An 18,185-nucleotide genomic window follows, 5' to 3' on the forward strand; every position below is an offset into this window, starting at 1 on the left:
CCGGACAGTGCGCGTCGCGCGCGGCGCAACGGCCTGTCCTGCGTCATCAGCCGCACCCACAATGCCTCGAAAAAATGGACATTATGCGGCTTCTTCCCGACGCTGATGCGACCGGACGAATTCCTGCAGCATCTCGAAGATCGGGCCCTTCATGTCCTCCCGCGCCAGCGCGAAAGCGACATTGGCCTGAATGAAGCCCTCCTTCGAACCGCAGTCGAACATGCGGCCGTCGAAAGGCTGGGCGAAGAAGGCCTGGGTCTGTGCGAGACGCACCATTGCGTCGGTCAGTTGTATCTCGTTGCCGGCGCCGCGCTGCTGGCTGGCCAGCAACGAGAATATCTCGGGCTGCAGGATGTAGCGGCCGTTGATGTAGAAGTTCGATGGCGCGTTGGCAGGAGCCGGCTTTTCGACCATGGCCGTCACCTCGAAGCCCGTGCCGACATCAGCGCCGCGCCCGACAATGCCGTATTTGCTGGTCTCGGTCGGATCGCAACGCTCGACGGCGATAACGTTTGCGCCAGTCTGCGCATAAAGATCGGCGACCTCGGCGAGACACCCGCGCCCGCCGAAGGACACCATGTCCGGCAAAAGCAATGCGAAGGGCTCGTCACCGATGACTTCGCGCGCGCACCAGACGGCATGGCCGAGGCCTTGCGGCGACTGCTGGCGGATGAAGCTCGTCGCGCCGGCGACGGGAAGCAGGCTTTCAAGCGATTCGAGTTGCGCCTTCTTGCCGCTCTGCTCCAGGGTTCCGGTCAGTTCAGGATGTAGGTCGAAATAGTCCTCGATCACCGCCTTGTTGCGGCCGGTGACGAAGACGATGTGCTCGATGCCGGCCTCGAACGCCTCGTCAACCGCATATTGCACGACAGGCCTGTCGACCACCGGCAGCATTTCCTTCGGCATGGACTTGGTCGCCGGCAGGAACCGCGTTCCGAGCCCCGCCACCGGTATGACTGCCTTCCTGACTTTTTTCATTGCATGTTCCTTCTGAGGAGATCGATTTCAACCCTGTCGCAGGCGGCGAAACTGTCTTCATTCACCTGCAGCCCTTCACCTCCCCGCCACCACGGCAAACTGTGCCGCTACCCTTCGCAGCCGGACGGCGATCGGCATGCTCATATGCCGAACCGCCGCCGGATCGCTGAGCGCCGTCCATATCGCCTTGAGCGGGGATCGCGCCTTGATGTGCTGGACCAGCGACAGGAATGATGCCGCCCGGCGCAGGCTGCGAGCGCGCCTGGCGAACGCCGCCTCGGCCGCAGCATCCATGGAATGGGTCGCGGCGAAGGTGGCATCGGCCCTGCGCATCGCCTCGACGTGATGAAGTTCGAGCACCCGGGAGATGGAGCCGGTGCGAATGTGGTAGATATAGCCCGTCGTCGGCTCGACCACGCATTTGCCCCCCTTGGCCAGAGCACTGGCCAGGAGGATATAGTCTTCGCCAATGATCAGGCTTTCATCGTAACGCAGCCCGTTCTCGTTCAGGAACCGGCGCTGGAAGATCGGCTTGAGGTAGCCGAGATTGAACCTCGATTCGAAGAGGACATTGCCGCCGATGAAATCCGCCAGCGAGATTGAACCGAGCCCTTCCAGATAGTCGGCCGGGAACATCGTCTCTTCGGCAACGCCATCCTCGCGAACGACCTGCAGATTATCGACCGCGATCTCGGCGCCCGCTTTCTCCGCGCGTTCGATCATGGTGCAGATTCGCCCGGGATAGACCGCGTCGTCCGAATCTAGGACCGCGACCCACCTGCCGCGGGCAAGCTCAAGGCCGGCATTCCTGGCGCCGCCGGGGCCACGGTTTTGCTCGAGCGCGACAACGCGTACGATGTCTTCGGGGTAGGATCTCGCCAGGTCGAGCGTCCGGTCGCGCGACTTGTCGTCGACGACGATGACCTCGACGCTGATATTGCGCTGGGCGACGGCGCTGGCAATCGCCCGATCGATGGTCGCCTCGGCATTGTAGGCGGCAATCACGAAGCTCACGTCAGGCTGCACGCTTGCCCCCTTGCTGCGGCGAAGACAGGCCGTATTGGCGGATTTCACGAACCCCGACGAGGCCGCTGACGACGCCGACATGCATAATGCCGCGAAGCAGGCTGCGGTTCCGGCGTACGGGGTCGATGGCGACCGGAATTGCCGACAGGAAACTGTAGGCGGCCTTTGCCGCGGCAATGCCGACCTGCTTGAGCCGGGCAAGGCCGTGTGCGTTGCGCCCCAGAAGATGACCGTGCGTCTGCCCGACGCGGAACCGGCGGCGGCCGAGCCAGTCGAATGCCGCCCTGGCAGGTGGCACCGCTTCGTCGACCCAAGCCTCCGGCGAAAAGGCGATGCGGCCGCCGGCCTTGACCATCTGGTCGAAGAATTCCGTATCTTCGCCGCCGGTCTGGCCACGTGCCAGGCTGAAGCGCCGGCCGCGCAGGCTCTCAGCGCCAATCCTGAGCAGGACGTTGCAGGTGTAGCCGGTGCGGATTTCGCCGCTCACCCAGACCGGCAAGGTCGAGTGGAAATCGCCTTTGCGCATCCAGGCGGGCGCATCCGGCAGGTAACGGGCTTGCACCGGCCCAAGCACCGTCGCAGCACCTGTTGCTTCCGCCGTCGCCACCAGTTCGGCAAGCCAGCCAGCGGTGGCCGTCTCGTCGTCGTCGATAAAGGCGACGAAATCCGCCGCACTGGTATCGAGGCAAGCGTTGCGCGCGATCGAGATGTTGCGGGCCGGGGCGTGCCGGTAGGTCACCGGCAGCTTCAACTCCCCCGCCAGCTTGGCGACCAGCGTTTCGGCCGTCGGCGTATCGTCGTTGTCGGCGATGACGATACCGACGTCGAACCCCGCGGGCATGTCCATGGCCGCTATGGAGCGAAGCGTGTCGGCAAGCTCCGGCCGGCGGAATGTGCAGACGCAGATATCGATGCTTCGATTTTTCCTGACCGGGTCCATCACGCTACCCCGCGCTGCGGTCGCGGTGCGAGCAGTTGCAGCCAGAAACCGACCGACCAGCCGAAATGCATGATCATTGCCGAGACCCCGGCAAGCGCAATGTCGGCTTTGCGCTGGCTGACGGCGGTCCAAAAGCCGTAGCCGAGGCAGACCGACGCCCATAGCAAAAGCGGCACGGCCGCCAGCCAGTGGACGAAGGAAAAGGCGGCGAGAAGAACCACGGGGAACACCAGAAGCGGCACCATCTGCCGGATCTTCGGGATCATGCGGTGCTTGAGAACGTTCTTCGCCCGGCCACGGCCATAGCCGAGATATTGAAAATAGAGGCCCTTCAGCGAGGAGCGCGGGTAGTAGACCATTTGCGTCTTGCCGGTCATCCAGATACGGTAGCCGGCCTGGCGGAGCCGATAGTCGAGTTCGGCATCCTCATTGTGGCTGAAGGTTTCGTCATAGCCGCCGACCGCGGTGAAGGCCGATATCCGTATCAGTGCGTGGTGGCCATGATCGACCCATTCTCCCGCCGAAAGATGCCGGTGCTTGGAGCCGCCGGTGCCGAGCCTGGAGTTCTGCGCCGCTGCCGCTGCTTTCTGAACCATGCCGCTGCCACTGGTCAGCATCGAGACGACGACCGAATCCGCACCGGTGGCCTGCGCTTCTTCGACCAGCCGGTCGCAATAATCCGCAGGATAGCCGCCATGCGCGTCGATGCGAATGAGATAGTCGACGCCTTCCCCGAACCTGGCGACGGCGAGATTGATTGCCGCGCTCTGCAAGCGCTTTTCATTGTGCAGCAGGATCACCCGCTGATCTTTTGCGGCGATGTCCGCGACGATCGTCCTGGTGCCGTCCGTGCTGCCGCCATCGGCAACGATGATCACGGCGTCCAGCCTCTCGGCCGCAGGGCGGAGCTCTCGAAGCAACGCGCCGATATGGGCCGCTTCGTTCAGGCACGGAACCACGATCATGCAGGATGGAATTTCGGTTTGCGTCATCGGCAGTCCTTCTATGCCAATGCTTCGGCAGCATATGGACCGGGAGCCGCAGTCAGCCCGCGGAGCTTTTCGACGAGCGCCCGGCAATCGGCGCGGTCGTAGCTCCAGGTGCGCGGATTGCGGGCGAGAACACGCGCCCTCAATGTCTCGAACCGATGCTGCTCCATCGTGCCGACGGCGGCTTCGAGCGCCTCGGGCGTGGCTTCTGGCAAAAGAACCCCTATGCCTTGCCGGTCGAGGAACCGGCCGGTTTCGGTGGCTCCCATCGAAATCGGCACGGCTCCGAAGCGGCAGCCCTCATAGAGCCGGTTGGGCAGCAGCCATTCGGAGTTCAGGCCCTGCTCAAAAAAGTCGATGGCCCAGGAAAAGTGAACCTCGCGGTAGATCGCCGCCATGTCCTCGGGATTGCGGTAGGGCCCGCCAAACGAGAGCCAGGGTTCCGATTCGACAAAACCGTGGAAATCGGGAAATTCGGACAGCGCCGGGCGGCCCCTGAGGACGATTTCAAAGCGGCCGTCGAGGCGGCGCGAAAATTCGGCCAGAAGCTCCAGGGAACGGCGGCAGCGGAGCGCCCCGAACCAGCCGATCCGCCAAGGCGGCGCTACGGGGTTCTCCGGCGCCGCGCGGTCATCCAGCGAGGCCGCGGCTGGCTCGAAATACTTGTTTTCGAGCAGTTCGACCGGGGCGGCAATCTGTCCGAACGGCTTGAAATAGTTGGCGATGAAGGCCGGAGAGCTGGTCACCAGAAGCTTCACATCCCTGGCCAGGAAGCGTTCTGCGCCGCGCATCGCCCAGCCCAGCGGATCGTCGCGAAGCAGCAGGCGATGGATATCCAGGCACTCGTAGACGATCGGCACCGTTGCCTGGAAAGCCGACCTGGCGCGGCGGGCAAGCGCCAGCATTTCCAGATTGCGCGCGATAATGAGGTCGGGCCGTGGCATTGAGCCCAGCTTCGAGCCGGTCGAGACGACTGCCTTCATGATCGCGGCCAGACGTTGGGCGAATCGGCCATCACGAGTCGGGCCGAGATCGATCGGCTGCAAGCCCTCGACATCAGCAACTGCGCTTGCCGTACGACGAAAGCCCGCCAGCGTAACCTGGGCGCCGCCTGCCTTGAGCATTATGATCCGCCGGCGCACTGCCGGGTCGGAGACGTCGTGTACCAAGTACAAGACATGCAGCATGAAAACTCGACCGCTGTTGGCCCGCCCGCAACAATGCTAGTACAGCTCTTGCTGCATCGCAACATTTTTGGTTGCAGCGTAGCAAAGATCCCCGTTTTTTGTTGCACTGCAAAATCGATGGGTTAATCTCGCTCTGCTTGGGCCACATGGACCGCGCGTTGGCCTGCCATCGGGCTGCGCGCCAATAATCACGACGCGAGGACCATCCTTGGCGTGCAGCATTTTCGGCCAACCCGCCTGCAATCCGCCCTTCGCACCCGTCGATGGAAGCACGGGACTACTCACGAAATGAGGTCATTCCATGAAGATCGCGGTTGAAAACACCGTCTGCCTGAATACCGGGGATGCAGCGATTCTCCTGGCGATCCGCCATGTTTTCAAGACGATCGTGCAAGACGATATCCAGTTCTACGTCTTCGACAGCCAGCCGGAGGTGGCGGCGAGGCTCTACACGAAGAAAGAGTATCCTGATCTCGAATTCCACAAGCTGCTGTCGGAATCGCTGTTCCGCTACAAATACGGCAGCGGGCTGAAGAACCTGTTCAAGCCGATCTACAATCGGCTCGTCCTCAATGCCCTGCGGCGGTTCGGCATCCGCGGCGTTCTCGGGCGTTTGTTCAGCTCAAGCAATCGCCGTGGTCTCGAGATCTACAAAGACGCCGACCTCGTGGTCACGACAGGCGGAACCTATCTTGTCGAGACTTACAATCTGGAACGGCGACTCAATCAATTCCGGATCGACGCGATTTTGGGCAAGGACCCCGTCTTCTTCACGCAATCGCTCGGCCCGTTCAACAAAAGTTACAATCGCCAGGAGTTGAGCCCAATCTTCGATCGGAGCCCGCTCATCCTGCTGCGCGACGAACGTTCGCGAGGCCACATTGTGGACATGGTGAAAGACCCCGGCAAATGCCACGTCGTGGCCGACGCCGTCTTTGCCCTGGCCGACACCGACAGGATCGGAAAAATTCTGGCCTCCGGCCAGTCGGCGACCGTCACCGGCCGCGTCGCCATTTCCGTCCGTCACTGGAACTATGTCAGCGACGGCGAGGGCGGCATGCGCCGCTACATCGACTCGATCCGCGCGATCGCGACCATCCTGGTCAGGGACCACGCCAAGGAGGTCACCTTCGTCTCCACCTGCCAGGGCGTGCCGGAATACGCCCATGATGATTCCAAGACGGCGCGGGCTATCGTTGCCGAACTCGATTCGGAGATCGCCAAGCATGTCAGCGTGGACGCTTCGTTCCACACGCCGGAGCAACTGATGGCACTGGTGAAAGGCTTCGACTTCGTTGTCGCAACGCGCATGCACATGATGATCATGTCGCTCTGCGTCGGCACGCCGGTGCTGCCGATCGCCTATGAATTCAAGACCAAGGAACTTGCCAAGCGGATCGGCGTCGCCGACCTGCTGCTCGACATCGACACGGTGACGCCCGAGGAAGCGAGCGAGAAGCTCGGCAGACTTACCGCCAATCTCGACCTCTATCGCAGGACGAGCCTTCAGGCAGTGCTTGAGGAGCATGCGTCGGCGATGTCGGCAGGTGAGCTTTTGAGGCCGGTGATTGCCGGCCTAGCGGGCGTTGCGCATGGCGCTGGAAAGCGTGGTGAACAGGGCGCTGCGCGACTGGCGAAGGGCAAGCATGAGGACCAGGCCGATCGAATAATTGAGGGCAACCGCCAGGACCACCGCGAGCAGGTCTGACTGGCCGGTCAGCGATGCCGGCAACTCGCGGTACACGGACCAGGCAAGCAGCGATGACGCGATGAAAAGCCCCTGCATGACCAGGAAGTCGGCTGCGGTCACCGGGCCGACCCGGTGGACAAGAACGGCAAGCACCGGGACGCGCAGCACATAGCCGCTGATCGCGTAGGCCGCCGCGACACCGACGGCGCCCCAGTGCAGGCCGATGATGAAGGCGGCGACCGTCGTCAGCGACGAGTAGATGCCCCAGTGGAACATGGTCTTGGTCTTGCCCTGGCAGATGAAGATCCAGCCGGTGGTGCTCGAGACGGACTGGATCAGGCTGGCGATGCCCAGCCAGGCGAAGATCGGCGCCACCGCTGTCCAGCGCTCGCCGAAGAGAAGCCCGACGACCTGGTCCGACGTCAGCGTCAGCGCCGCGATGCCGGGCATAGTGATGGCCGCCAGCATCCAATTGGTTCGCACATAGATGTCGCGAAACCGCGCCTTGTCCTCATGGATGCGGCTCAGCAGCGGCACCATCACGCGTGTCAGCGGCTGGTTGATGTTCTGCAGCGGAAACAGCAGGAGCTTGTAGGCGCGGTCATAATAGCCGAGCTCGATCGCGCCCGAATATTTTCCGATCAGGATGTTGTCGAGATTGCGCGAGAAGAAGTTGGCCAGATTGAAGCCGGTCAGATTGGCGCCGAAGGACAATATGTCGGTATCGACCTTCAGGTCCGGCCGCGACGGCGTCCAGCGCGCCACCTGCCATGCCGCGGCCAGCGCGACAACAGCCGATACTGCAGGGCCAATGACCAGCGACCAGTAGCCCAGCCCCGCATAGGCGGCGATTGCGGTAGTCGCAAGTCCGGCAGCAGCGGTTATCACGTCGTTCAGCGCGAGCTGGCCAAAGCGCAAGTGACGGTTCATCAGCGCCAGCGGCACCGCCGCGAGGCTGCCAAGCAGCAGCGGCAAGGCAGAGCCGATGGTGATCCCCACCATGCGTTGATCGCCATAGAAAGCAGCGATGGCGGGCGCCAGGCATGCAACCACCACGGCACTGCCCATCCCCACCAGCGCACTGATCCAGAATACCTGGTTGAGCTGCTCGGTGCTGATATCCTTGCGCTGGACCACAGCCTGTTGCAGGCCAAGATTTTGAAGCAGCCCGACAAAGGCCACGATCGGCCCGACGGAAGCCACCAAGCCGAAATCCTCGGGCACGAGCAGACGGGCAAGCACGATGACCGAGAGAAACTGGATCGCCATCTTGAAGCCTTGCGCGCCGATCGTCACCATGCCGCCGCGCAGGGCGACGCGACCGAACTGGGGGGGCGGGTTGGCGTTCATGCCGGCTGCCTGGCTTCGGCCAGTTGAGCAACGATCTGCGCAAAACGTTCGTTGAGTACGTCCGCGTTGAAATCCTGCTCGATCTTGCGGCGCGCCGCACGTGCGATGCGCTCGCATTTGTCCGGGTTCTCGGCCACCCAGACAAGCTTGCGGGCCAACTCGGCAACGTCTCGCTCCGGTGCGAGGAAGCCTGTCTCCTGATCCTCGATCAGTTCGGGAATGCCCGAGTGATAGGTGCTGACGACGATCAGCCCGGCGGCCATAGCCTCCATCAGCGCCACCGGAATACCCTCGAGATCGCCGTCTCGCGCGGCAACGCTAGGCAGCAGGAATACGTGGGCATTGCGCAGGCGCTGCTTGACCTCGGCGTGCGGACGCGGCCCGAGGAAAGTCACCCGGTCGGCAACGCCGAGATTTGCGGCGAGCTTCTTCAACTCTTCCAGCAATTCGCCGCCGCCAATCACCGAATAGACCCAGTCGCGCCGCGGCAGGCTGGCGAGCGCCCGAAGGGCGAATTCGATGCCCTTCTTTTCGGTCAGCCGGCAGACCGAGATGAAGGACAGCGTGTCCCGGTCCCAGGAACGCCAATGGTAGCCGATCTCACCGGGCCGCACGCCCATATGGTGAACCATGACTTGCGCCGGGGGTGCGCCGACGCCGATCAGGGCGTCGCGGAAAAACGCGTTCACCGGGAGCTGGAGAACGCCCTTGTCGAAGACAACCTTGTAGCGCGTGAGCGTGTTGTCATGCAGCGGTTCGCCGACATCGCGGCCGTGGAATATGGTCACCAGCGGAGCGGAAATCCGCCCTCGTTTCATGGCGCGGGCGACGCGCATGCCGTTATTGCCGAAATGCGCGACGATCACATCGGCGTTCTGCAATTTGCGCGCAAAAGCGATGTCGACAGCGGTCGAGAGCTTATCCCAGAACCTGCCCGACCATCTCCTGAGCGTCGGGCGAAAGCGCCCCAGCCCGCCCCACCAGCAGACGACCTTGCCAGGGAGAGCCTGCCAGCGGCGATCGTCGATGTTGCTGTCCTTGCCGAAGGACGTCTCGTTGCAGACGACGCCGACTTGCATGCCGCGCTCGAGGCACCCTTCTATCTGGTCGAGGACGAAGGTCTCCGACAAAGAGGGGAACTTATCAACTACGAAGCAAATCTTCATCGGATGGACGATCTTTCGAGGCCGGTCGGCGATCTGCTCGCGCGGATGAGGGCTGACGCCCGTCGCCACCGTGCGAGGCGCCTCAAGCGTCTGGTGTTGTGCGTGTCTTTGTCCCAAGGCAGCTCCCACCCCGGTCAGGCGCGAGAGCCGGCTTTTGGGCAACGTGCATGGTTTTGGACGAAATGCATCAGGCGGCACGCTCCAGCGCGCCTTGCCTGGCGCGGTCGAGAACGCCGAGAAAAGTCGCGAACTGGCCGTCGGGGTTCATTTGCGGCCGCTCCGAAAACAGCTGCGCCGCCGCCGACAGCCGATCGTACTCGGCCTTGTCGCTCCATAGTCGCCTGACCGCGGCGACCCAGTCGTCGAGCGGTGCGTCATAGTCGAGCACCACGCCGCCGGCGCCAATCGCTTCCGGCAGGCCGCCGCGACGGGACCCGACGACTGGAATGCCGCTGCAATGGGCCTCGGATGCCACCCGCCCCCAAGCCTCTTCCCATTTGCTGGGCGCCACCAGAATCTTGGTGCGGCCATAGACGGTCTTCATGTCGCTGGTGCGGCTTTCCAGCCTGACGTTGCGCAGCGGGGCGATGATCTGTTCGATCTGCGCCCGATGGTCGTCGTCGAGCTTCCAGCTTTCGACGAACAGGAACGGAATTTCTGGGCATTGGCCGGCGATGCGCACGGCGAGTTCGAACCCTTTTTCATTGTAAGGATTGATCAGCGTGACGAACTCACCGGTGGTCGGCGTGCTGTAGAGCCCGGGATTGATGGTCGGCGGGATCACGGTCGAATCGATGCCGAACCTTTCCTTATAGGTGCGCGCAGTGAATTCGGAGTTGGCGATATAAAGCGCCGAATGCAATTCGCGCAGGTCGCCGGCCAGTTCGTGGAATTCGACGTTTCGCAGATAGACCACCAGCGGCACGCCGAGCGCCTGCAGCGCCTTTCCGATCGGCACCGATTTGTGGCACTGCACGACGGCGACATCGGGATCGAGCCGTTCGACCGCGAAGCGCGCCGCCTCCCAGGGAAACCATGCCCGCACGACCGGATAGCCGGGATAGCTGTCGATGACCGCTCGCTGACGAAGCAGCTTCATCTTGGCGCGCGCCTTGAAGCCGAACATGCCGTCACCGAACAGCGCCGCCAGAACCGAGGCGTCATGACCGTGCTCGCGCAGCTGCTCGACCAGATGATGCGTGCTCGACTGAACGCCACCGCTGAACTGCGGCGTGTAGCCGTTGCCGCCTGCAAACAGAACTTTCATGGACCTGGCTCCTTGCTGGACCGCCCTATCGTCACGCAGCCATTCTGCCGATGCTGTGGTATTCGATGCCGTGGCGGGCGATGACCTTGGGGTCGTAGAGATTGCGTCCGTCGAAGATGACGGGCGTGGTCAGCGCGTTCTTCAACGCATCGAAGGACGGCGCGCTGAAGCTCTTCCACTCGGTCACGATCAAGAGCGCGTCGGCGCCTCGCAGCGCGGCCTCCTTGGTGCCGCACAGTTGCAGGTCGTCGCGCAGCCCGTAGATTGCCTGGCATTCCTGCATCGCCTCGGGATCGTAGGCCTGGACATTGGCACCGGCGGCCCAGAGCGCTTCCATCAGCGTGCGGGCCGGGGCCTCGCGCATGTCGTCGGTATTGGGTTTGAAGGCCAAGCCCCACAGCGCAAATGTCTTGCCTTTGAGATTGCCCTTGAAATAGCGGTCCACCTTCTCGAACAGGACCGACTTCTGCTGGTTGTTGCGCTCCTCGACGGCACGCAGCAGCTTGGCGTCGAACTTGACGGCCTCGGCGGTCTTGATCAGGGCACGCACATCCTTCGGGAAGCACGAGCCGCCATAGCCGAGGCCCGGATAGATGAAGTGGTAGCCGATCCGCGGGTCGCTGCCGATGCCCTTGCGGACCTCCTCGATGTCGGCGCCCAGTTGCTCGGCCAGGTTGGCCATTTCATTCATGAAGCTGATTTTGGTCGCCAGCATGCAATTGGCCGCGTATTTGGTGAATTCGGCACTGCGCACATCCATCACGATCATCTTCTCGTGGTTGCGGTTGAACGGCGCGTAGAGCTCGCGCATCACCGCCTCGGTGTCCTCGTTGCTGGTGCCGACGATGATCCGGTCGGGCTTCATGCAGTCGCTCACAGCGGACCCTTCCTTGAGGAATTCCGGATTGGAGGCGACGTCGAAAGCCAGATCCTCGCGCCCGCGCGCCTTCAGCGTTGCGGCGATCCTGGCCTTTATCCTTTCGCAGGTGCCGACGGGCACGGTCGACTTGCCGACGACGATCTTGGGCTCGTCCATCTCACGACCGATGGCCTCGGCGACGGCCAGCACATATTTGAGGTCGGCCGAACCATCCTCGCCCGGCGGCGTGCCGACGGCGATCATCTGGATCTGGCCATGCTTGATCGCCGCGGCGGCGTCGGTGGTGAACTTGATGCGGCCGGCGGCATGGTTCTCCTTGACCATGCTTTCGAGCCCAGGCTCGAAGATCGGGACATGACCCTGGTTGAGCCGCTCGACCTTTTTTGCATCGATGTCGACGCAGACCACCTGATGGCCGACTTCGGCAAGCACCGCCGCCTGTACAAGACCGACATAGCCGATTCCAAAGACAGTCAAATTCATTCGGTTTCATTCCTGTTCAAGGTTTCGGGCCTGTTCAAGCTTCGGTTTTCCGACCACCTTCGGCCCGGCCGGTTCAGATGCGCTTCTAGTTTGTCTTGCATGCCAGCGATTCGGGGAATTGGCAGGGCTGGCCAAGTGCGGTGAATGCAACGCGATCCACCTGCATGGTGAGCTTGCGGCCGGGATCGGAGAACGGCCCCATCCAGCCCTTCATTGTATCGCTGCCCCACAGGCTGAAATAGATCCTTTGCGAATGGGTGGGCAGCTTCGCCGGATCGGTGATCTCGTGGACAAGCTTGCCGTTGACATACCAGCGCAGCCGGTCCTTTTCCCAGACGAAGGCGTAGTCGTTGAAGGCCTTGTCGGTGCCGCCAGCGACGTCGACCAGTTTCTCGTTCTTGCCTTTGCCGGCTATGTAGGCGTTGACCTGAACCTTGGACGTGTCCTTGGTCAGCACCTCGAAGTCGATTTCATCATGCGGCTGCTTGTCGGCATCGCCGACGAAGCTGAAGAATGCCGCGTTGACGCCGGAGCCCGTGTCGGTCTTCATCCGCGCCTCGTAAGTGCCGTAGCCGAAGCGCTGCTTGGTCTGGATCTCGGCGCAGGCGAATTCGCGATCCTTCAGCTTGCGCTTCTCGAAACCGAGCGTCAGCATGCCGTCGGAAAGCCCGATCAGGCTTTTGGACCAGGTGCAGTTCTGATGCTTGCCGTTCGTCCAGCCGTCGGAAATGTACCAGCGCGCGCGACTGAGGCTGGTGAAATCATCGACAAAGGACGGCGCGGTTGGGAGATCCTGGGCGCGCACGGGGACCAGGCCCGCAACCATGCTGCCGAGAACGACCAGCAGAAACGCGCCGTCTGAACGGAGCCGCCGCAGCTTGCCTGGGATCGGGCGCGTGAACGGGGTGCCTCGGGTTGCCGGGGCGGGCGTGCTTTTAGGATCTGCGTTCATATCAAACTCACCTTGTGCTGTGCGCCCCCAAAGCGATCGTTCGAACCGTGACGAAACAACCTGATCTTGACCTCTGTCGCTCCCAAGCTCCGTGTTGTGCCTAAAACCATTGCGCCGACTCGGGGTGTTCGCTCAGCCTGTGCCGGAATCGGCGGGCTTCACAAAATCGGTCCTTATGTCGGGGCCGTTCTGCCGATTCTCATCGAAGATTTCATCCAGCGAATGACGGAGATCCTTCATCATCTGCTTCTGGCGCGAGAGCGCCGCGATGCGTCGCTCGCAATTCAGGATCGACCTGGTCAGTTCGCCGACTTCGGAGGACTTGCGGGAGGAGACCGCTCCGTTCTCCATGGCCTCGACCAGGAAGGCGGCATTGGTAGCCGTTGTCCTGTAGCGGTTCTCAAGCCCGTTCTTCTCTGCCTCGACCTCGGCCGAGATCTGGTCCAGCAGCTTTGCCAAGCGATCGAGGCGCGAGGTGTCGGTCTGCGTGTCGCGCGCCGGATCTCTCGATCGGAAGCGAAAGATCGAGGCCATGCAGTCAGCGCCCCATCATCGTCGAGCTGGTGACCGGCCTTGGCGCCCGTCCGCGTTCAAAAGACATTTCTTGCATCGTCCAGCTCCTCTGACAGGGGGATATCTTGGGCCAGTTCGGTTGGCCGTCCAAAATTGCTGCACCGCAACATAGATTGCCATTCCCTGCGCGGATAGGCAACCACCTAGATCGTAAACTCATGAATCTCGTTGAAACCGTCCGAGCCGACCGAAGGGTAAGGGAGTAGCTACCGCCGTCGCACGTTGACGGGCCTAGCTTTCGCTGGCCGTGCTGGTTCCGGCCATGAGGAAGCGCAGCGGCGGCACATGCTGACGCTTCGCGGCGAGGCCGGCGCGGCGAAACAGCGCATCCAGCTTATCGGAGGCGACGCCGCGGACGACGGCTGTGAGGTTGGACGAGCCGGCCAAGGCGTAGGCCGCGGCCGGCGCCAGCCCGCGCTCAGCCTTCACGTCTAAAAACTTCCGCAACCGGTATTTGTCGCGGATGTGCCGCTCGTGCCTTCTCAGCGCAGCCTTCGATGCCTCCGGCAAACTGTCGATCGCAAGCAGTGCCAGGTCGGCATCGGCCAGATGCTTCAGGTCCTGGGTCTTGTGCCGTCCGCTCAGCGAATCGGCGCGCACGATCGCGCCGTAGCCACAGGATTTGATGACCTTGAAGCGCGCGCCATGGGCAACCGCGCGCGCATAGAGTTCATAGTCTTCACCCAGGCGCAGCTTCTCGTCGTAGCGCAGCCCATGCCGATCGAGAAAGGCGCGGCTGATCACTGGCTTGAGGAAGCCCAGTTCCCCGCGTTGCACACGGCGCCTGGAGATGTTGGCGTCGATGAAACCCTCGAAATCGAGGAATTCCGGCTCGGGCGAGAACGGTGGAGCAACGATTTTCGAAACGTCGGTTGCCGCGTCATCCCTGACAAGCATGATATTGTCTGCGGCGAAATCCCAATCGGTGCTGGCGAACAGTCTGTGAAACCTGCCTTCGAAAAAGAAATCATCAGCGTCCAGAATGCTGATGAACGGCGACCTGGAACCGGCTATCGCGGCGTTGCGTGCAAAGGATGGGCCGCGATTGACGTCGAAGCGGATGACGGAAAGGCGGCCCGTGCCGTCGCCGGCCGCGTGGGCGACTTTCGCGGTATCGTCGGTGGACGCGTCGTCGACGACGACAACTTCCGCAACCTCAGGCTCGCGTAATGCCGATGCAATGGCAGCCGGGATTGTCCGCGCCGCATTGCGGGCGGCGATGATCACGCAGACCTGGAATGATGTCATGGACATGCCTCTCGATTGCAGAAGTCGTTGCGGATTTCCTCGCCCCGTCCGCTCAATGCCCCACCGCCCATTCTGAAATGCATCGGCCCAAACGCCTATGCTGCAAGTGCGAAGCAAGCATCGCCAAAATCATCGGCGCCGTCCAGTTTTTCATTTTGCTGGGTGTCATGGCCCGGTTGGGCAGGCGGCGAGCCTCAATCGGGATGGCTCCAGAAATGCGCCGCTTTGGCAGAGCCGTTCCTACACGCTCTATAGAGCGCTCGACTGGCAGAAACCAGTTGCTGATCCTCGCCGACCGGACGGCGGCGGGGCGGAGCGAGCGCGTCGAGGCCCGCAGTGTCAAGGAATTGAAAGAACAGGAATGCCGACTGCCGGTGTTGTTGAGGCGAGCAATTCGTCAGAGGACCGGCGAGCTTAACCACAGGTCATATGGACATCGCAGACCGCGGCCAGGCCCGAAATCAGTGAAGGCCTCTCCTGGCGCTGAGTTTCTCGCCTTCGGCCGCTTCGTTCGAACTCAGCTTTCGTTCAGCGTCGCGAATTTTGTCGGCCGGGGTCGGGGCATTTCTGGCGACCATGGCAAAGACCAGCAGAAAATAACCCAGTTGGATGACTATGGCACAGCCGATGACGCGAAACAGCGTCGTACCGAGCGAGGCGCCGCCCAAATAGGACCAGACGATCACGATCGCCAGCGCAAAACACATTCCGATAATGAACTTTGGCAGTGACATACCCGATAGCCCATCAACCGGCTCGGGAAAAAATGTCGACAAGCCCACCCCGAGCACCTCCCTTAAACTCTGCGAGCTTATTTAGGTTGCCCGCGTCTGGCCGGTTGCTTCCGGCCTAGCCCAATCTGTCCATAGTCCGACAGAAACAATTTACAACTCTATTGAGCCGCGCAATAGGCGGCAAGGGCAGCTGCGGAATAAATTTTAAACGAATCCTCGGGATCGACTCTGCCATGGTGCAACGCACACGTCGGCATCACCACTGATTGCCGGATATCGACTCGCTCCAGTATGATTCATAATATTGAATAGTATTTTATCATAACATCAGTCATTATCTTGAAATTCTAAATGACGGCAAAGCTCCACAGGAGGGTATAAAGAGCGATTCGCCTAAAATCAGCCCAAAAATTGGACTAGCTTTTCCAAAATTGCCCATAATCTGTCTCTTTTGCGACATAAATGGGAAATTTTGTGCAGGACGAGTTTATTATTTAGTCAGTTCATGACGCGACTATTACAGCCGTCTGAGAAATTGTGTGTTGCGCTGCAACATTTTTTTGGTATCGTGCGGTAAACCATCCGTTCAACGTATGGAGTTTACGCATGAGGGACGTAGCCAAGCCGGCCGATGCGGATTTTTCGCAGGCCGGCGTCGATTTTCCGCCACCGATTGGCGGCCTGCTCAAACGCAGCTTCGATATTGTCGGTTCGCTGATCGGCCTGGTCGCTCTCAGCCCGCTGTTCGTAATGATAGCGCTGCTTGTCAGGTTTTCCGATGGCGGGCCGATTTTCTATGGTCACAGCCGAATCGGCCGCGGAGGACGGATTTTTCCGTGCCTCAAGTTCCGCACCATGGTTCCAGACGGCGAGCGGGTGCTTGCTGCCTATCTCGCCGCGAATCCGGAGGCCAACGCCGAATGGATAGCGACCCGCAAGTTGAAGAACGACCCGCGGATCACGCGCGTCGGAGCGGTGCTGAGGAAGCTCAGCCTCGATGAGTTGCCGCAGATCATCAACATCCTGCAGGGGGATATGAGCCTGGTCGGGCCTCGTCCCGTGGTGCGCGATGAGCTGGAGATATATGGCAATTCGGCCGTCTATTACCTGAAATCGCGCCCCGGCCTCACCGGGCTTTGGCAGGTCAGCGGACGCAACGATGTTTCGTATGACAGCCGCGTCGCATTCGACAGGCACTATGTCGAGAACTGGTCGATGTTCGAAGACATTCGCATCATCATCAAGACCGTACCTGCGGTCTGGATGTCGCGAGGCTGCTACTGACGGCCGCTTGCTGGCCGTGCATCGAGGAGCGACTGTCCAGAATTCGGGCCCAGAACTCAGGCCCCTAACTCAGGCATCGGCAGCTCATCGGGCGGGGCAAACCAGATCGGAAACGCTCAGTTGAAAGCAGATATAATCGATATCTTTTGCACCGGCATTCTCTCCAGACGCATGCGGCGAGTACGGCTTTTGACGACTTGCCTTACAATGGCGACCGGCCTGACGCTGTCGCTAGCCCTGCCACAGTTTGCCTTCGCCGACGACTATCGCCTAGGAGCACAGGACAAGCTGACCATCCGCGTGGCGGAATGGCAGACCGTCGAAGGCACGTTCCGTGACTGGTCGGCCATCAATGGAGAATACACGGTCGGCCCCGCTGGAACCTTGTCGGTTCCCTTCGTCGGCGAGATGCCCGCATCCGGCAAGACGACTTCGGAGATCGCGGCATCGCTCGGTGAGGCGCTGCAGCGCAAGCTCGCTCTGGCCGACAAGCCGGAGGCTTCCGTCGAAATGGCGCAGTACCGGCCATTCTACATCTCTGGCGAGGTGCAATCGCCCGGCCAGTATCCTTGTGTGCCTGGGTTGTCCGTGCTGAAAGCGATGAGCATTGCCGGCGGAGCCCGGCGGAACCCGGAGAGCGGACAGCGCTACGACCGCGACCTGATCAATGCCAAGGGCAATTTCGACGTACTACAAGACCAATTGGTCAGGCTGACCGTCAAGCGCGCCCGCATCGAAGCGGAACTAGCGGACAAGCCGACATTCGCGGTGCCGAAAGAGGTGGCCGACGATCCGAAGCTGCCCAGCATCGTTGCCGATGAGACGGCGATCCTGGCGGCCGACCAGAAGAAACTCAAGCTGCGCTTGCAGGCGCTCGACGATTTGAAGGCACTGCTGCAAAGCGAGATCGATTCGCTGCAGAAAAAGATCGTCAACCAGCAGAAGCAGGTTGATCTGGCGAAGGAGCAGCTCAACGGCATCGGCTCGCTGGCGCAAAAGGGGCTGGTCGTCAACACGCGGGTTTTGAACTCGCAGCAAACCATCGCCGACCTCGAGGGCCAGATCCTGGATTACGAAACGGCGATTCTCACGGCCAAGCAGTCGATCAGCAAGGCCACCCAGGACGCCATCGATCTCGAGAACACCCAGAACTCCAGCCTCGCGACCGACCGGCAACAGACGGAAGCCGATCTCAACGAGGCGACGCTGAAGCTGAATATGGAAAAGGCTTTGATGTCCGAAGCCTTGTCGGGCAGCCCCATGCCGCAATTCTACGGCAGCAACCAACCAGCGGCCTTGTCATTTTCCCTGGTGCGGGTGGTCGACGGCAAGACCAGCGAAATCACCGCCGATGAAGACACGCCGGTGCTGCCAGGGGACGTGATCAAGGTCAAACCGGCGCCCCTGGCCATCCAGTAGCTTCTTTCCACCGGAGCAA

Annotated in this window: 15 protein-coding genes and 1 pseudogene; 3 read left to right on the forward strand and 13 right to left on the reverse strand. The window is 61.5% G+C overall.

The window, feature by feature from the left end; genetic code table 11:
• Positions 1–81: 81 nt before the first annotated feature.
• The 5 genes from galU to NKI52_RS03985 form a co-directional block, all read right to left on the reverse strand.
• Positions 82–978, reverse strand: coding sequence for a UTP--glucose-1-phosphate uridylyltransferase GalU (galU, locus tag NKI52_RS03965; RefSeq protein ID WP_352568344.1), 897 nt, complete (start codon positions 976–978; stop codon positions 82–84).
• A 75-nt stretch (positions 979–1,053) separates the two neighbouring features.
• On the reverse strand, positions 1,054–2,004 hold the full coding sequence (locus NKI52_RS03970; protein ID WP_352681431.1) for a glycosyltransferase family 2 protein: 951 nt from the start codon (positions 2,002–2,004) through the stop codon (positions 1,054–1,056).
• Positions 1,994–2,944 carry a glycosyltransferase family 2 protein gene (locus NKI52_RS03975; RefSeq protein ID WP_352577813.1) on the reverse strand — a complete coding sequence of 317 codons (951 nt, stop codon included), beginning with the start codon at positions 2,942–2,944 and terminating at the stop codon, positions 1,994–1,996. Before NKI52_RS03975 ends, NKI52_RS03970 begins: the two co-directional genes overlap by 11 nt.
• Positions 2,944–3,936, reverse strand: coding sequence for a glycosyltransferase family 2 protein (locus tag NKI52_RS03980; protein WP_023676317.1), 993 nt, complete (start codon positions 3,934–3,936; stop codon positions 2,944–2,946). The genes NKI52_RS03975 and NKI52_RS03980 overlap by 1 nt, the downstream gene beginning before the upstream one ends.
• Positions 3,937–3,947: 11 nt before the next feature.
• Complete coding sequence (locus NKI52_RS03985; RefSeq protein WP_352645380.1) at positions 3,948–5,120, reverse strand: glycosyltransferase family protein; 1,173 nt, start codon at positions 5,118–5,120, stop codon at positions 3,948–3,950.
• A 301-nt stretch (positions 5,121–5,421) separates the two neighbouring features.
• Between NKI52_RS03985 and NKI52_RS03990 the strand changes: the two are divergent.
• Positions 5,422–6,474: pseudogene (locus tag NKI52_RS03990) on the forward strand (polysaccharide pyruvyl transferase family protein); the annotation flags it as partial.
• 222 nt (positions 6,475–6,696) lie between these two features.
• Here the strand turns inward: NKI52_RS03990 and NKI52_RS03995 are convergent.
• The 8 genes from NKI52_RS03995 to NKI52_RS04030 form a co-directional block, all read right to left on the reverse strand.
• Complete coding sequence (locus NKI52_RS03995; RefSeq protein WP_352697114.1) at positions 6,697–8,160, reverse strand: lipopolysaccharide biosynthesis protein; 1,464 nt, start codon at positions 8,158–8,160, stop codon at positions 6,697–6,699.
• Positions 8,157–9,443 (reverse strand): glycosyltransferase, encoded by a 1,287-nt coding sequence (locus NKI52_RS04000; protein WP_352634978.1) that lies wholly within the window; start codon positions 9,441–9,443, stop codon positions 8,157–8,159. Before NKI52_RS04000 ends, NKI52_RS03995 begins: the two co-directional genes overlap by 4 nt.
• 70 nt (positions 9,444–9,513) lie before the next feature.
• On the reverse strand, positions 9,514–10,593 hold the full coding sequence (locus NKI52_RS04005; RefSeq protein WP_352697115.1) for a glycosyltransferase: 1,080 nt from the start codon (positions 10,591–10,593) through the stop codon (positions 9,514–9,516).
• Positions 10,594–10,624: 31 nt separating this feature from the next.
• Complete coding sequence (locus NKI52_RS04010; protein WP_023676312.1) at positions 10,625–11,956, reverse strand: UDP-glucose dehydrogenase family protein; 1,332 nt, start codon at positions 11,954–11,956, stop codon at positions 10,625–10,627.
• Between the two features lie 85 nt (positions 11,957–12,041).
• Entirely contained in the window at positions 12,042–12,908 is an 867-nt protein-coding gene (exoK, locus tag NKI52_RS04015; RefSeq protein WP_502897739.1) for an endo-1,3-1,4-beta-glycanase ExoK, read from the reverse strand.
• Between the two features lie 132 nt (positions 12,909–13,040).
• Positions 13,041–13,442 carry a hypothetical protein gene (locus NKI52_RS04020; protein WP_023676310.1) on the reverse strand — a complete coding sequence of 134 codons (402 nt, stop codon included), beginning with the start codon at positions 13,440–13,442 and terminating at the stop codon, positions 13,041–13,043.
• 270 nt (positions 13,443–13,712) lie between these two features.
• Positions 13,713–14,735 carry a glycosyltransferase family 2 protein gene (locus tag NKI52_RS04025; RefSeq protein WP_023676309.1) on the reverse strand — a complete coding sequence of 341 codons (1,023 nt, stop codon included), beginning with the start codon at positions 14,733–14,735 and terminating at the stop codon, positions 13,713–13,715.
• Between the two features lie 455 nt (positions 14,736–15,190).
• Complete coding sequence (locus NKI52_RS04030; protein WP_352454700.1) at positions 15,191–15,511, reverse strand: exopolysaccharide production repressor protein; 321 nt, start codon at positions 15,509–15,511, stop codon at positions 15,191–15,193.
• A gap of 558 nt (positions 15,512–16,069) precedes the next feature.
• On the opposite strand from NKI52_RS04030, the gene NKI52_RS04035 reads away from it, so the two are divergent.
• Both NKI52_RS04035 and NKI52_RS04040 read left to right on the forward strand, forming a co-directional pair.
• A complete protein-coding gene (locus NKI52_RS04035) occupies positions 16,070–16,747 on the forward strand; it encodes a sugar transferase (protein ID WP_023676307.1) in 678 nt (225 codons plus the stop codon).
• A 171-nt stretch (positions 16,748–16,918) separates the two neighbouring features.
• Positions 16,919–18,166, forward strand: a complete 1,248-nt coding sequence (locus tag NKI52_RS04040) for a polysaccharide biosynthesis/export family protein (RefSeq protein ID WP_502897741.1) — start codon at positions 16,919–16,921, stop codon at positions 18,164–18,166.
• Positions 18,167–18,185 lie beyond the last annotated feature (19 nt).

Origin of the sequence: Mesorhizobium sp. M0590, assembly GCF_040320905.1 — a bacterium.
Taxonomy (GTDB): domain Bacteria; phylum Pseudomonadota; class Alphaproteobacteria; order Rhizobiales; family Rhizobiaceae; genus Mesorhizobium.